The organism is Stenotrophomonas sp. STEN013, from assembly GCF_056760355.1.
This window is the reverse complement of the sequence record NZ_JBRREO010000008.1, coordinates 15,989-28,833: the sequence shown is the minus strand read 5'-3', so window position 1 is coordinate 28,833 and position 12,845 is coordinate 15,989. Positions and strand designations below refer to the sequence as shown.

13 protein-coding genes are annotated in these 12,845 nt (G+C 63.8%); 5 read left to right on the top strand and 8 right to left on the bottom strand.

What is annotated here, in order from left to right:
- The 6 genes from ACVOMH_RS13825 to ACVOMH_RS13800 form a co-directional block, all read right to left on the bottom strand.
- Window positions 1-1,827 carry a DUF2142 domain-containing protein gene (locus tag ACVOMH_RS13825; RefSeq protein ID WP_481552330.1) on the bottom strand — a complete coding sequence of 609 codons (1,827 nt, stop codon included), beginning with the start codon at window positions 1,825-1,827 and terminating at the stop codon, window positions 1-3.
- Window positions 1,824-2,807 carry a glycosyltransferase family 2 protein gene (locus tag ACVOMH_RS13820; protein WP_481552329.1) on the bottom strand — a complete coding sequence of 328 codons (984 nt, stop codon included), beginning with the start codon at window positions 2,805-2,807 and terminating at the stop codon, window positions 1,824-1,826. The genes ACVOMH_RS13825 and ACVOMH_RS13820 overlap by 4 nt, the downstream gene beginning before the upstream one ends.
- A 131-nt stretch (window positions 2,808-2,938) precedes the next feature.
- A complete protein-coding gene (locus ACVOMH_RS13815; RefSeq protein WP_481552328.1) occupies window positions 2,939-4,309 on the bottom strand; it encodes a pyridoxal-phosphate dependent enzyme in 1,371 nt (456 codons plus the stop codon).
- A 177-nt stretch (window positions 4,310-4,486) separates the two neighbouring features.
- Window positions 4,487-4,705, bottom strand: coding sequence for an HP1242/YdcH family protein (locus ACVOMH_RS13810; protein WP_054658314.1), 219 nt, complete (start codon window positions 4,703-4,705; stop codon window positions 4,487-4,489).
- A 328-nt stretch (window positions 4,706-5,033) separates the two neighbouring features.
- Complete coding sequence (locus ACVOMH_RS13805) at window positions 5,034-5,915, bottom strand: OmpA family protein (RefSeq protein ID WP_057506368.1); 882 nt, start codon at window positions 5,913-5,915, stop codon at window positions 5,034-5,036.
- Window positions 5,915-6,301: a DUF4398 domain-containing protein gene (locus ACVOMH_RS13800; protein ID WP_057506367.1), complete on the bottom strand. Its 387-nt coding sequence runs from the start codon at window positions 6,299-6,301 to the stop codon at window positions 5,915-5,917. Before ACVOMH_RS13800 ends, ACVOMH_RS13805 begins: the two co-directional genes overlap by 1 nt.
- Window positions 6,302-6,399: 98 nt before the next feature.
- Between ACVOMH_RS13800 and ACVOMH_RS13795 the strand changes: the two genes are divergently transcribed.
- Window positions 6,400-7,533, top strand: coding sequence for a PilT/PilU family type 4a pilus ATPase (locus ACVOMH_RS13795; protein ID WP_054659925.1), 1,134 nt, complete (start codon window positions 6,400-6,402; stop codon window positions 7,531-7,533).
- Window positions 7,534-7,616: 83 nt separating this feature from the next.
- Here ACVOMH_RS13795 and maiA read toward each other — a convergent pair whose 3' ends face one another.
- Together maiA and ACVOMH_RS13785 are read right to left on the bottom strand one after the other, a co-directional pair.
- Window positions 7,617-8,273 (bottom strand): maleylacetoacetate isomerase, encoded by a 657-nt coding sequence (maiA, locus tag ACVOMH_RS13790; protein ID WP_481523266.1) that lies wholly within the window; start codon window positions 8,271-8,273, stop codon window positions 7,617-7,619.
- Window positions 8,274-8,362: 89 nt separating this feature from the next.
- Window positions 8,363-9,352, bottom strand: a complete 990-nt coding sequence (locus tag ACVOMH_RS13785; RefSeq protein ID WP_057506366.1) for a fumarylacetoacetate hydrolase family protein — start codon at window positions 9,350-9,352, stop codon at window positions 8,363-8,365.
- 371 nt (window positions 9,353-9,723) lie between these two features.
- Between ACVOMH_RS13785 and ACVOMH_RS13780 the strand changes: the two genes are divergently transcribed.
- The 4 genes from ACVOMH_RS13780 (at window position 9,724) to ACVOMH_RS13765 (ending at window position 12,841) form a co-directional block, all read left to right on the top strand.
- Complete coding sequence (locus ACVOMH_RS13780; protein WP_057506375.1) at window positions 9,724-11,121, top strand: DEAD/DEAH box helicase; 1,398 nt, start codon at window positions 9,724-9,726, stop codon at window positions 11,119-11,121.
- A 104-nt stretch (window positions 11,122-11,225) separates the two neighbouring features.
- Window positions 11,226-11,582 (top strand): 6-carboxytetrahydropterin synthase QueD, encoded by a 357-nt coding sequence (queD, locus tag ACVOMH_RS13775; RefSeq protein WP_054660459.1) that lies wholly within the window; start codon window positions 11,226-11,228, stop codon window positions 11,580-11,582.
- Between the two features lie 405 nt (window positions 11,583-11,987).
- Window positions 11,988-12,470 carry a GAF domain-containing protein gene (locus ACVOMH_RS13770; protein ID WP_481552327.1) on the top strand — a complete coding sequence of 161 codons (483 nt, stop codon included), beginning with the start codon at window positions 11,988-11,990 and terminating at the stop codon, window positions 12,468-12,470.
- On the top strand, window positions 12,467-12,841 hold the full coding sequence (locus ACVOMH_RS13765) for a TfoX/Sxy family protein (protein WP_481552326.1): 375 nt from the start codon (window positions 12,467-12,469) through the stop codon (window positions 12,839-12,841). The genes ACVOMH_RS13770 and ACVOMH_RS13765 overlap by 4 nt, the downstream gene beginning before the upstream one ends.
- Window positions 12,842-12,845: the final 4 nt, after the last annotated feature.

Genomic DNA, 12,845 nt, shown 5'->3' with positions numbered 1-12,845 from the left:
TCAGGGCGGAATCGGGCAACCCTCCAAGGGTTGATTGATACCGCCGTCAACCGATGCCAGCACCAGGCAGGATCCTTGCAGATCACCATCGGCTTGGCGCACTTCCCAGATGCTGATCCCGCCCCCCTGCCCGCGCGCGCGCACTTCGCCACCTACATAGGGCTTTCCATCTAGGACAATGGTTTTGTAGCCATTGTCTTCCAGTTCCGGTAAGTCGAACACCGCGGTGAAGGTATCGCCCTCGCGACTCCACAAGCGCACCTCAGCCTGCCCCTCATTGCGGCGCATGTATGTGCCCACCAGCAGCTTCAGTTCAACCAAGGGAGCAGGATTGGTCACCTGTGCAGCTGGTAGTTGCAGAGGTACCGAGCTCTCCGTTGTCAACACCGGACTGGGAACAAGTACCTGCGGTGGCGGCAACATCACCTCACCCTTCGTCACGAAGTAGCGCAGCGGCAGCACAGTCGACAAGGAAAATGCGGTTACAAGCGCCATCGCGAAGACGCTGGTACGGCCCACGTATGCCAATGGAGATGCCACTGGATGTGGATCCGCACCGATAGCGTAAGCCAAGGCCAACGCAGGAATAAGGAAATAACGACCCTGAACACCCTGAATAATAACCGAATCGCCGATAGTCCATTGAACCAGCAACGCGAGGAACGTCAGCAAAATGGTAGCGACCAGTACGACCACCAACCCCCAGCGCGCCACCCCCGTGCCCGGAAACTGATTCCATGCCACCGAGCAGGCAGCAGCGACCACAAGCAGCAACGCGCATAGAAGGTAGTGTGACGCCCCGAGCGGGGTATCCAGCCACCCAAGATTACCGAGGAAGGAATACGTGTAGTAGCTGGCAATGCCAGGACTGGTCAACGTGGCGTGGATAAGTTTGAGGAACGCCAGCGGGTCGAGCAGGTACTCGCTCAGACGCGCCATGTGGTCAATGTTACGTGCGCCTGGCGGATAAACCGTGGTCTTAATGCTGATCAAGGTCCAAGCGACAACCAACACGGCCAGAGCTGTAGCACCGATTGCCAAACGCCTATCCCGCCTGTACCAGGCGGCGATGAAGGGCAGCAGCAAGAACGGTAGCGCGTTTGCGCGACAGGCGGTGAATAAGCCCAACGCAATCAGCATGATAAACGCGGTAGATCGCCGCGTATCATCAGCGGCAACTATTCGCAAGAACGCAGATATTGCCAGCACCGCCAAGCCGGTGGCCATACCATCCAGCACAGCGAACCCAAGCAGGAAGCTGGTCATCGGCAGCATCACCAACGCCAGCACAAGCGGCGGTGGCGGGAACAATCTGAACGCCCAGTACAGCAGGCCAACACAGGCGAACAACGTCAACAACCGCGACAAGCGGTATGAGCGATCAACGGAAAGATCCGCAACCTTGCCTGTCCAAAGGCCAATGGCTTGCGGCGTATAGACCAATGGAAAATAGTAGCCGGTAGCTTGTTGCGGCACCCGGACGCTCTCTCCTTTCCATTTGACGCTTCGCGCCGCGGCCAGTTCACTGCTGGAAATCTTCACAGAAGCCTTACCGGCCATATTTGTGAAATGTTCCATGTATTGGAGCAGTCCAGCATCAACGTAACCACCCGAGGACTGCCCCTCCGAGGAGTCCAGCAAGATCTGCCCTTGGCCCAACATATAGGCCCGCTTGACGTGGTCGAACTCGTCAGGCGCCTGAAACGATGGCGTCAATGCCTGCCAGATCACTCCGAGCAATAAAAGCAGGAAGCATGCGCCTGCAGCGTATCCGGGCATCGGCTTGAAAGATTCGTCACTCACAATAGAAGCGCCAACGCGGCTCATCGCCCCACCTCCATACCCGTTACCGGAGCCCATCGCGGGTGGATCGCCTTGACTGGAGTCGCCCGCACGTCATGTCCAATGAACGCGAGTATGAGCTGGACGCCAACCAGTATCGGCATCGCAGCCAGCATCACCGTACCGCTGGAGGCCGGTGTTCCGGCGCTCACTGCCTGCAACCAACTAGCTCCCCCGAAGATGATACCAAACAGAAACAGCAGAGTACCTGTAGGCAGTTCGAATGACGCCAGCGACAAATCACGCAGGTAGTAATTGTAGAAAATACGTTTGAACGTATTACGTATGTTCTTGGTCAGAAACTCGCCAATCACCTGGCCCACACTTAAATTACTTACCTCATCCGCGTATCGTGCATGCATAGGAACATCCACGACCACTGCACGTAATGTGCCTAGCCGGAACAGCATGTCGGTTTCAAAGAAATAGCGCTGGCTGATTCGGTGCAACGGAAGGTGGCGTGCCACATCACGGTGGATGGCCGTATAACCATTGGTAGGATCAAACAGATCCCAATAACCCGAAGACAGCTTGGTCAACAGGGACAAGCCTGCGTTGCCGAACAGTCGAACTTTTGGCATTTGGCTGATCTGTTCAAGGTCAAAGAATCGATTGCCTTTGGTGTAGTCAGCCTCGCCAGCCAAAATAGGCGCAACGAAGCTGGGAATGAGCCGCGGATCCATTTGCCCATCACCGTCCACCTTCACAATGATGTCCACGCCGTCTTCGATGGCCGCTTGGTAGCCAGTCATCACGGCGCCGCCTACACCTTTATTCTCCGCGTGTCGCAATACCGTCACTCGCGGATCCCTACAGTGGAGCTCCACGAAATCGCCACTTCCTACAGGACAGCAGTCATCAACCACATAGATGCGACTGACTTCCTCGCCCATCTGGCCGATCACCCCCAGGATGTGCTGGGTCACCTTGTAACTGGGTATGACGGCTGCAATCGTGGCAGACATGAAATTCCTCAAAATGGAAGAGTGTGTGCAAACGGCTCAGAAATTTTCGCTCATGACCGCGTACCGCTACAGATCTAGAGCGGAGCCCGGTTCCTTAGCCAGTGATTTGCCGACGAGGCGAGTTATCCAACTTACTGAATCCGACGCCGCAGATAGTTCAGCAGGTCGATGCGGGTGATCAGACCGAGAAACACCTCGCCGTCGGTGATGATCGCCACCTGGCCGCGATCGAACACAGGCAGCAGCGCCTCAATCGGCGAGTTGACGTCCAGCCGGTCCAGCTTGCTGACCATCGCCACCGACACCGGATCACGGAACCGGACTTCGTCGCCGTACACGTGCAGCAGCACGTCGCTCTCGTCGATGATGCCAACCAGCTGGTTGCCTTCCATCACCGGCAGCTGCGACACGTCATACAGCTTCATGCGCTGGTAGGCGGTGGTCAGCAGGTCCTTCGGGCCCACCACCACGGTGTCACGCTGGCTGTACGGGCGCAGGATCAGGTCGCGCAGGTCGCCGTGCTGCGGGCGCTGCAGGAAGCCGTTGTCCAGCATCCAGTAGTCGTTGTACATCTTGGACAGATACTTGTTGCCGGTATCGCATACCAGCACCAGCACCTTCTTGGGCACGGTCTGCTCGCGGCAGTACTTCAGCGCGGCCGCCAGCAGGGTGCCGGTGGAGGAGCCACCGAGGATGCCCTCCTTGCCCAGCAGCTCGCGCGCGGTGTGGAAGCTTTCCGCATCGCTGATCGAGTACGCCTTCTTGACCCGGCTGAAATCGGCGATGTCCGGCAGGAAATCCTCACCGATGCCTTCCACCAGCCAGCTGCCGGATTTCTCGCTCAGCGTGCCTTCGTTGATGTACTGGGTCAGGATCGAGCCGACCGGGTCGGCCAGCACCAGCTCGGTCTTGGGCGAGAGCTTGGCAAAGGCGCGCGACAGGCCGGTCATGGTGCCGGAGCTGCCGCAGCCGAACACGATCGCATCCAGCTCGCCGCCCATCTGCGCGATGATTTCCGGGCCGGTACCGAACTCGTGCGCGGCCGGGTTGTCCGGGTTGCCAAACTGGTTGATGAAGTAGGCGCCCGGGGTCTGCTCGGCCACGGTCTTGGCCAGGTCCTGGTAGTACTCCGGATGGCCCTTGGCCACGTCCGAACGGGTCAGCACCACCTCGGCGCCCATCGCCTTCAGGTTGAAGATCTTCTCCCGGCTCATCTTGTCCGGAACGACCAGGATCAGCTTGTAGCCCTTCTGCTGGGCGACCAGCGCCAGGCCCAGGCCGGTGTTGCCGGCGGTGCCCTCGACCAGCGTCGCACCGGGCTTGAGATCACCACGTCTCTCGGCGGCCTCGATCATCGACAGACCGATGCGATCCTTGATCGACCCGCCCGGATTGGAACTCTCCAGCTTCAGGTACAGCTCGCACACGCCCGCATCCAGCCGCTGGGCCTTGATGATGGGCGTGTTGCCAATGAGTTCGAGGACGGAGGAATGGATGGGCATCGGAGGGTTTCGCATCGCGCCGCAACAGCGGCCGGACCGTCGATTATCCGATGGATGTGCCGGAAAGTCAGGCAACGGACGGTGCTTGCGTCATTTCCGGCGGAGTGACGCGGACGACAGCGGTTGACGAGTAGGCCGCCATCGCCCGCGACAGAAGCGGTATTGCGGGGGGAAGGTTCAGTTCAACGCACTTTCATAGATCCGCAGGAGCTTCTGCTTGGCCAGCAGTTTTTCCCGCTTCATCTGGCCCAACGTGACATCGTCGATGGGAAGCACACCCAGCCCGGCATCCATGCACTTCTTGTTCAACTTCTTGTGTTGCTGGTAGAGCTGCTTGAACTCGGGATCGGCTTTCATCAACGCATCGATTTTGCTCTGCGGCTGCCCTTCAAACATGACTACCTCCTTCAGCAGATACACAAACGCCCCGGCCTGACGGCACGGGGCGTTGCGGGATTGGAGTGCCAAGACGCACCTGGAGGGAACCACCCGTCAGCCCCCGGCTATCGTGCCGGCGGTTGCCCGGTACTGGTTCGCGCCCCTGTTGCATCGGCTCGGCCCTCCGCTGTCCGGACGGCGAAAGTACCGCCCGGACGATTGACCCTACGCCTGCGAAAAGGTTCCGGCAAGCGCTATTGGCAACTGCCGGATAAATGTCTGGAACACGGCGCAGTCAGCCACGGAAAACAAACCAAAACATAACAATCTCAGCCAGTTACCCGGCTCAGGGCGCCACGATCACCTCCACCGAACGCGCCCGGGTCGAAGCGGCTTTCTTGCCGGCCACCTGGATACGGTTGGCCGCAACCCCACCCGCCACCAGCGCATCCTTCAGCGCCTGCGCACGCCGCTGGCCGACGCCATTGGCACTGTCGTAGCCCTCGATCACCACCCGGCCCTTCTTGCCGATGTTCAGGTACTCGGCCAAGGCCTTGGCCTGGTTGCGCGCGCCGGCCGACAGCGCCGCCTGCCCTGCGGCAAAGGCATCGCCGGCCAGGGTGAATACTTCCCCGCGACTGTCGAACTTCGAGCCGGGCAGGCGTTGCCCGGAAACCAGTTCGGCCTCCTCGCGGGCCAGCTTGGCCGCGTTCTGCTGGGCGGCCGTCAGCCGCGCGGCCTGTTTGCCGGCCACACTGGTCAACGCGGTTTCGGCATCCTGGCGGGCCAGCGTCTCGGCTTCGGCCGCCAGCCGCATACGCTCGGCCTCTTCGGCCTGGATCTGCGCCTGGACGCGCAGGCGCTCGGCCTCCTGACGGGCACGGGCCGCTTCCCGACGGCTGGCTTCAATCAGCAATTCGGCACGGGTGCGCTCGAGCTGATCCACCTCGCGCCTCGCCACCGCCGCCCGGGCGCTGGCCTCGGCGATGGCGACCCGGCGCTCGGCCAGGTACCGGGCCGTATCCAGCTCCCTGCGCTTGGCCTTGGCCAGCGCGGCGATGGCCTGCTGCGCCTGCAGCTTCTCGAATGGCGCGACATCGGCAGTACGCATATCGGCCTGCAGCGCCACCAGCCGCTGGTTCAACAGCGCCACTGCCGGATCCTCGGCGGCCATGGCAGCCAACGGCAGGGCGAGCAGCCCGGCAACCAGCATGTTCCTGATACCCATCAGTGCCCCTCCCCGGTCGCCAACTGCTGTTGCAACTGCTGCACCTCGGCACGGCGCTGGGCCAGCTGGGCCTGTGCCACCGCCTCCTCGCTCAGGGCACGGGCCAAATCGGCATCGGCCGCCGCCCGCAGCGCCAGGACCGGGACCTGCTTGCGCTCGCGACGGTCGCCGGCGGCACGCTGCGCCTGTTCCAGTTGCTGGCGGGCCATGGCCATCGTGTCCGCGGCGTACTGGTCGGCATCGGCGCGGTCGGCGCGCTCCACCGCCTGCTGTGCGGCCAGCAGTTCGGCCGCGCCCGGATCCTGCGCGAAAGCACCGCTGGACAAGGCCAAACTGCAAACCACTGCATACAGGAAACGTCGTAATTGTGCGAAGCTAGGTTTCATTGGGGAGCCGTTGCCTGAGGGATTGTGCGCGGCCATTGTCGTCAAGCCTGCGGCGTGCTTGCAACGGCACGTCGCCGTTTGTTGGGGAAACATTGCGCATGGATATCGGCTATTTCCTGAAGCTGATGACCGAAAAGAACGCTTCGGACATGTTTTTGACCACCGGGGCGCCGGTCTATATCAAGATTGAAGGCAAGCTTTATCCACTGGGCAATACCGGCCTGCCACCGGGCATGGTCAAGAAGATCGCCTATTCGCTGATGGATGAGGGCCAGGTACCGCAGTTCGAGCGTGACCTGGAGCTCAATATGGCCATCGCGCTGGCCGATGCCGGCCGTTTCCGCGTCAACGTGTTCAAGCAGCGCGGCGAAGTGGGCATGGTGATCCGTGCGATCAAGAGCAAGATCCCCAGCATCGAGGAGCTGCACCTGCCGCAGGTGCTCAAGGATGTGATCATGACCCCGCGCGGACTGGTGCTGGTGGTCGGCTCGACCGGCTCGGGCAAGTCCACCTCGCTGGCCTCGATGATCGACCACCGCAACAGCACCTCGACCGGGCACATCCTCACCATCGAGGACCCGATCGAGTTCCTGCACAAGCACAAGATGTCCATCGTCAACCAGCGCGAAGTCGGCCTGGATACCCATGCCTTCCACAACGCACTGAAGAACGCGATGCGCGAGGCGCCGGACGTGATCCTGATCGGCGAGATCCTCGACGCCGAGACCATGGAGGCGGCCATCGCCTTCGCCGAGACCGGCCACCTGTGCCTAGCCACGCTGCACTCCAACAACGCCGACCAGACGATCGAGCGCATCCTCAACTTCTTCCCGGAAACCGCGCACAAGAACGTGCTGATGAACCTGTCGCTGAACCTGCGCGCGGTGGTTTCACAGCGTCTGGTCAAAGGCAAGGATGGGCGCCGCCGGCCGGCCACCGAGGTGCTGATCAACACCCCGATGATCCGCGACCTGCTGCGCCGCGGCGAGGTGCACGCGATCAAGCAGGCGATGGAAGAGTCGCTGGAAGAGGGCATGCAGAGCTTTGACCAGTGCCTGTTCCGGATGGCCAAGGACGGCATCATCGAGCAGGAGGAAGCACTACGTGCGGCCGACTCGCGCGACGGGCTGGCGTTGAAGTTCCGCCTGTCCGAGGGCGGCAGCGGCGAGCTCGACCCGTATGCGGATTTCTCCGCTCCCGCCACCGCACCGGCCATCACCCACGGTTTCTGAGCCCGGACGGCCGACCACGAAAAAGCCCCGCAGATGCGGGGCTTTTTACATTGCTGGACGCGGGACCGGGGCGGCCGCGGCAATCACGCCGCGTCGGGCTGGTTCTCCGGGCGGGCGCGGTCAAACGCCGGCAGCCCCAGGCAGGCCTGCTCGATCCGGACCAGGGTCGGATACGGCGCCAGATCCAGATGGAACCGGCGAGCGTTGTACAGCTGCGGTACCAGACAGCAGTCGGCCATGCCCGGGCTGTCGCCGTGACAGAAACGGCCGGTATCCTGCGATCCCACCAGCATGTCCTCCAGCGCCTGGAAGCCGGTCCGCATCCAGTGCAGGGTCCACAGGTCACGCTCGGCCTGCGGCACGTTCCACTCGCGATCGAAGAACTGCATCACCCGCAGGTTGTTGAGCGGATGGATATCGCAGGCCACCAGCTGCGCCAGCGCCCGCACGCGTGCGCGGCCGGCCGAGTCGTCCGGCAGCAGCGCCGGCTCGGGCCAGATCTCATCCAGGTACTCCAGGATCGCCAGCGACTGGGTCAGCACACGCTCGCCGTGGCGCAGCGCCGGCACCAGCTCCTGCGGATTGAGCGCGGCATAGTCGTCCGAATGCTGCTGGCCGCCATCGCGCACCAGGTGCACCGGCTCGATCGCGTATTCCCGCCCTTTCAGATTCAGGGCGATGCGCACGCGATAGGCCGCACTCGAGCGCCAATAGCTGTAGAGCTTCAGCTGTCCATCCATGTCCATGCCTCCATGTTCATGCCTCAACCATAGCCACCGGCGGCGGGGTTTGCCTCACCGCCGGTCTGATCCCTGCGCCGTTGGCCGGATCAGGGCGCCTGGGCCGGCTCGATGCGCTGCTCGATCGCGCCGAAAATGCTGTTGCCGGCACGGTCGAACATCTCGATGCGGACCACGTCGCCGAAGCTCATGAATGGCGTGGACGGCTTGCCGTCACGCAACGCCTCCACGGTGCGCTGCTCGGCAAAGCAGGAGGCCCCCAGCGAGGTGTCCTCGTTGGCGATGGTGCCCGAACCGACAATCGCGCCGGCCGACAGCGGGCGGGTCTTGGCGGCGTGGGCGACCAGCTGGGAAAAATCGAACTGCATGTCCACGCCGGCCTCCGGTGCGCCGAACCACTGGCCATTGATGTGGGTGACCAGCGGCAGGTGCACCTTGTTGCCCTGCCAGGCCTCCCCCAGCTCGTCGGGGGTGACGAACACCGGGCTCAGCGCCGAGCGCGGCTTGGACTGCAGGAAACCGAAACCCTTGGCCAATTCGCCCGGGATCAGGTTGCGCAAGGACACGTCGTTGACCAGCCCCACCAGCTGGATGTGGCCGGCCGCCTGCGCCGGGGTGACCGCCATCGGCACGTCATCGGTGATGACCACGATCTCGGCTTCCAGATCGATACCGTAGTCCTCGCTGACCACCTTGACCGCATCACGCGGGCCATAGAAACCGGCGCTGGTGGCCTGGTACATCAGCGGATCGGTGTAGAAGCTCTCCGGCACCTCGGCACCACGCGCCTTGCGCACCCGCGCCACGTGCGGCAGGTAGGCGCTGCCGTCGACGAATTCGTAGGCACGCGGCAGCGGTGCGGCCAGCGCCTCCATCTCCACCTCGAACGCCTCGGCCGCGTTGCCGTCGTTCAGCGCCTCGTACAGCGCGTTCAGGCGCGGCGCCAGGTTGGACCAGTCCTCCAGCGCCTGCTGCAAGGTGGCGGCAATACCGGTGGCCCGCACGGCGCGGGTCAGGTCACGCGAAACCACGATCAGGGTGCCGTCGCGGCCGCCTTCCTTCAGGGAACCAAGCTTCATGGGAACGTCCAGTCTGCAGAAGAAACAAGTTTCAAGTGTAATGAATTGGCCCGCATCCACACAGCCGTCCGTTTGAAAAGCTGAACGGGTGTTTTTGTACCGATCTCAACTATCCCTTAGACTATCGCGGTCTGCCAGCGGCCGTCCGTTTCCCTCAGGGACCGCCGGCGGTGCAGGACCAGCGGCCTTTTGGCCCGTCCGCCCGCCCGCCCCCACTCCGACGCCATTCGTCACGCATTCCAGCCAGCGCTTCGCGCTGGTTGCATCCAGATCTTGCAGCGCGGTTTACGGGAACGCTCCGAGATCAGCCGATCTTATCGATCAGCAACGCAGGTCCTTGCGGGCGTGCGTTATTTTCTTTGGAGTTCTCCATGTCGTTTGAAAATCTGGGCCTTGCGCCCTTCCTGCTGCGCGCGCTTTCCGAGCAGGGCTACGAAAACCCGACCCCGATCCAGGAGCAGGCCATTCCGCTGGCCCTGGAAGGTCACGATCTGCTGGCTGGCGCACAGACCGGTACCGGCAAGACCGCCGCGTTCGGCCTGCCGCTGCTGCAGCACCTAGGCACCGCGCCGCAGCCGGTCGGCAATGGTCCGCGCAAGCCGCGGGCGCTGGTGCTGGCCCCGACCCGCGAGCTGGCCACCCAGGTGCATGACAGCCTGCGCGGCTACAGCAAGTACCTGCGCATCCCCAGCGCCTGCATCTACGGTGGCGTCGGCATGGGCAACCAGCTGGACGTGCTGCGCCGTGGCGTGGACCTGCTGGTCGCCTGCCCGGGCCGCCTGATCGACCACCTGGAGCGTCGCAGCATCGACCTGTCCGGGATCGAGATCCTGGTGCTGGACGAGGCCGACCGCATGCTCGACATGGGCTTTTTGCCCTCGATCAAGCGCATCCTGGCCAAGCTGCCGCGCCAGAACCGCCAGACCCTGCTGTTCTCGGCCACGTTCGAGGAGAGCATCAAGCAGCTGGCGCTGGAGTTCATGCACAACCCGAAGCAGATCCAGGTCACGCCGAAGAACACCGTGGCCGAGACCATCACCCACCGCGTGCATCCGGTTGATGGCAGCCGCAAGCGCGAGCTGCTGCTGCACCTGCTGGCCGAAGATTCCCGCGTACAGACGCTGGTGTTCGGCCGCACCAAGCACGGCTGCGACAAGCTGGCCCAGTTCCTGGAGAAATCCGGCATCAAGACCGCCGCGATCCATGGCAACAAGAGCCAGGGCCAGCGCCTGCGTGCCCTGAGCGACTTCAAGGCCGGTCGCGTGACCGTGCTGGTGGCCACCGATATCGCCGCCCGTGGCATCGACATCAACGAGCTGCCCAAGGTCATCAACTACGACCTGCCGATGGTCCCGGAAGACTACGTGCACCGCATCGGCCGTACCGGCCGCAACGGCTCCACCGGTGAGGCGATCTCGCTGGTGGCGCAGGACGAGGCCAAGCTGCTGCGTCAGATCGTGCGCATGCTCGGTCGCGATATGGACATCACCGATGTGCCGGGTTTCGTGCCGCAGACCCCGATCCGCTGGGGCAACAGCGCGCCAGGCAAGGCCGAGCAGCCCGGTGGCCAGAAGGCGCCGCGACGTGGCAACGGCGGCCATGCCGCGCGGCGCCCGACCGGCGACAGCCCGCGGGCGGGCCATGTCAACCACGGCGGTCCGCGCAAGCCGGCCAATGGCCAGCGCGTCGCGGCCGGACGCAGTGGCCCGCGTGATGGTCAGCCGCGCCGCCAGGGTGGCGGTGGCGGTCAGCGCCGTCCCAGCGCCTGATCCGCAGGCAGCCCCCAGCGAAAGGCCGGCATCTGCCGGCCTTTCGCTTTACCGAGATCCCCCCAAGCCGGCCTCCCCGCCGGCCCCAGCGATACAATCGAGCCATGGATATTTTCAAGGTTTTCACCCTCGAGGCCGCCCACCGGCTGCCCAACGTCCCGACCGGCCACAAGTGCTCGCGCCTGCACGGCCATTCGTTCCGCGTTGAACTCAAGGTCAGCGGCGAACCGGGCGAGGACACCGGCTGGATCATGGATTTCAGCGATCTGAAAGCCGCCTTCCAGCCGCTGTACGACCAGCTCGACCACCACTACCTCAATGACATTCCCGGCCTGGAAAACCCGACCAGCGAGCGTCTGGCGATGTGGATCTGGGACCGCCTGAAGCCGGCGCTGCCGCTGCTGAGCGAAGTGACCGTGCACGAGACCTGCACCTCCGGCTGCAGCTACCGCGGCCCCTGAGGGACGCCGGCCGACGACCGGACGAAGACCGCCAGATTGCGCAGGCGCCCCGCGTTTTTCAGCAGGCCGGCCACCTACCTGCAACCACTACGGGCCGCCGCCAGCCGGCAGATATGGACGGAGTCTGCACCCCGGCGATATGCGCAGGGAACCAGCGCCCGAGCCCTTCGAACGCACCGCCACGCGGGCACCCGGATTCCCTGAACCTGCGAGCCCGCAGGCTCACCCCAACGCGGGCCACCTCGTCCGCCCCCGGGGATGCCGGCCGGGTATCCATTGGGGCAACGCAATGGCAGCGGCCGCCGCCCGTGAGCGCCCGCCGTCACCAAGCCGCCGAACATATTCCAGCCACAGCGTTGTCGCCGCTGGCACAATCGGTGCCCCCGCAGGCGCTAGACTCATACGATGTTCAATACCTCCTCCCTCACCGGCAGCAAGCCGGAACAGTACGCCCAGCTGCTGGCCCAGGCCCGTGCACTGGTGCACGGCGAACGCGACCGCATCGCCAATGCCGCCAATCTGTCAGCCCTGATCTACCACGCGCTGCCGCAGCTGAACTGGGCGGGTTTCTATTTCTACGATGGCACCGAACTGGTGGTCGGGCCCTTCCAGGGCTTGCCGGCCTGCGTGCGCATTCCCCTGCACAAGGGCGTCTGCGGCGCGGCGGCGAGCAGCCGCCAGACCCAGCGCATCGATGATGTGGATGCGTTCCCCGGCCATATCGCCTGCGATTCGGCCTCGCGTTCGGAACTGGTGGTGCCGTTGCTGCATAACGGCCAGCTGGTCGGCGTACTGGATATCGACAGCCCGGTCACCGCGCGCTTCGATGCCGAGGACCAGCACGGCCTGGAAGCCATCGCCCAGGTCTTCGTCGAGTCGTTGGCGTGAGTACCACCAAGCTGCGCAACATCGGCCCGAAAAGCGCCGCATGGCTGCGTCAGGTGGGATTGCGCAGCCAGCAGGACCTGGTCGCCGCCGGTCCGGTGGCGGCGTTCATGAAAGTGCGCCGCGCCGGCTTCAAGCCCAGCCTGAATCTGCTGTATTCGCTGGAAGGCGCGCTGGTCGACTGTCATTGGCAGGACGTGCCCGAAGCCCGCCGTCAGCAGCTGGTCGCCGAATACGAAGCGGCCCTGGCCGAGTTGCCGGCCGCGCGCGGCACTCAGGCCGCCGGGCCGGTGCACGAAACCCGCCTGCCCCCCGCGGAGCCGGCGGAAGCCGAATCGGACCGCACCGCAGAAATCCGTTTCGGCGAAAACTGACGTC

Excerpts from the sequence above, each read along its gene's own strand:
- ACVOMH_RS13825 (WP_481552330.1), bottom strand. The coding sequence starts at position 1,827 with ATGAGCCGCGTTGGCGCTTCTATTGTGAGTGACGAATCTTTCAAGCCG.
- ACVOMH_RS13820 (WP_481552329.1), bottom strand. The coding sequence starts at position 2,807 with ATGTCTGCCACGATTGCAGCCGTCATACCCAGTTACAAGGTGACCCAG.
- ACVOMH_RS13815 (WP_481552328.1), bottom strand. The coding sequence starts at position 4,309 with ATGCCCATCCATTCCTCCGTCCTCGAACTCATTGGCAACACGCCCATC.
- ACVOMH_RS13810 (WP_054658314.1), bottom strand. The coding sequence starts at position 4,705 with ATGTTTGAAGGGCAGCCGCAGAGCAAAATCGATGCGTTGATGAAAGCC.
- ACVOMH_RS13805 (WP_057506368.1), bottom strand. The coding sequence starts at position 5,915 with ATGGGTATCAGGAACATGCTGGTTGCCGGGCTGCTCGCCCTGCCGTTG.
- ACVOMH_RS13800 (WP_057506367.1), bottom strand. The coding sequence starts at position 6,301 with ATGAAACCTAGCTTCGCACAATTACGACGTTTCCTGTATGCAGTGGTT.
- ACVOMH_RS13795 (WP_054659925.1), top strand. The coding sequence starts at position 6,400 with ATGGATATCGGCTATTTCCTGAAGCTGATGACCGAAAAGAACGCTTCG.
- maiA (WP_481523266.1), bottom strand. The coding sequence starts at position 8,273 with ATGGATGGACAGCTGAAGCTCTACAGCTATTGGCGCTCGAGTGCGGCC.
- ACVOMH_RS13785 (WP_057506366.1), bottom strand. The coding sequence starts at position 9,352 with ATGAAGCTTGGTTCCCTGAAGGAAGGCGGCCGCGACGGCACCCTGATC.
- ACVOMH_RS13780 (WP_057506375.1), top strand. The coding sequence starts at position 9,724 with ATGTCGTTTGAAAATCTGGGCCTTGCGCCCTTCCTGCTGCGCGCGCTT.
- queD (WP_054660459.1), top strand. The coding sequence starts at position 11,226 with ATGGATATTTTCAAGGTTTTCACCCTCGAGGCCGCCCACCGGCTGCCC.
- ACVOMH_RS13770 (WP_481552327.1), top strand. The coding sequence starts at position 11,988 with ATGTTCAATACCTCCTCCCTCACCGGCAGCAAGCCGGAACAGTACGCC.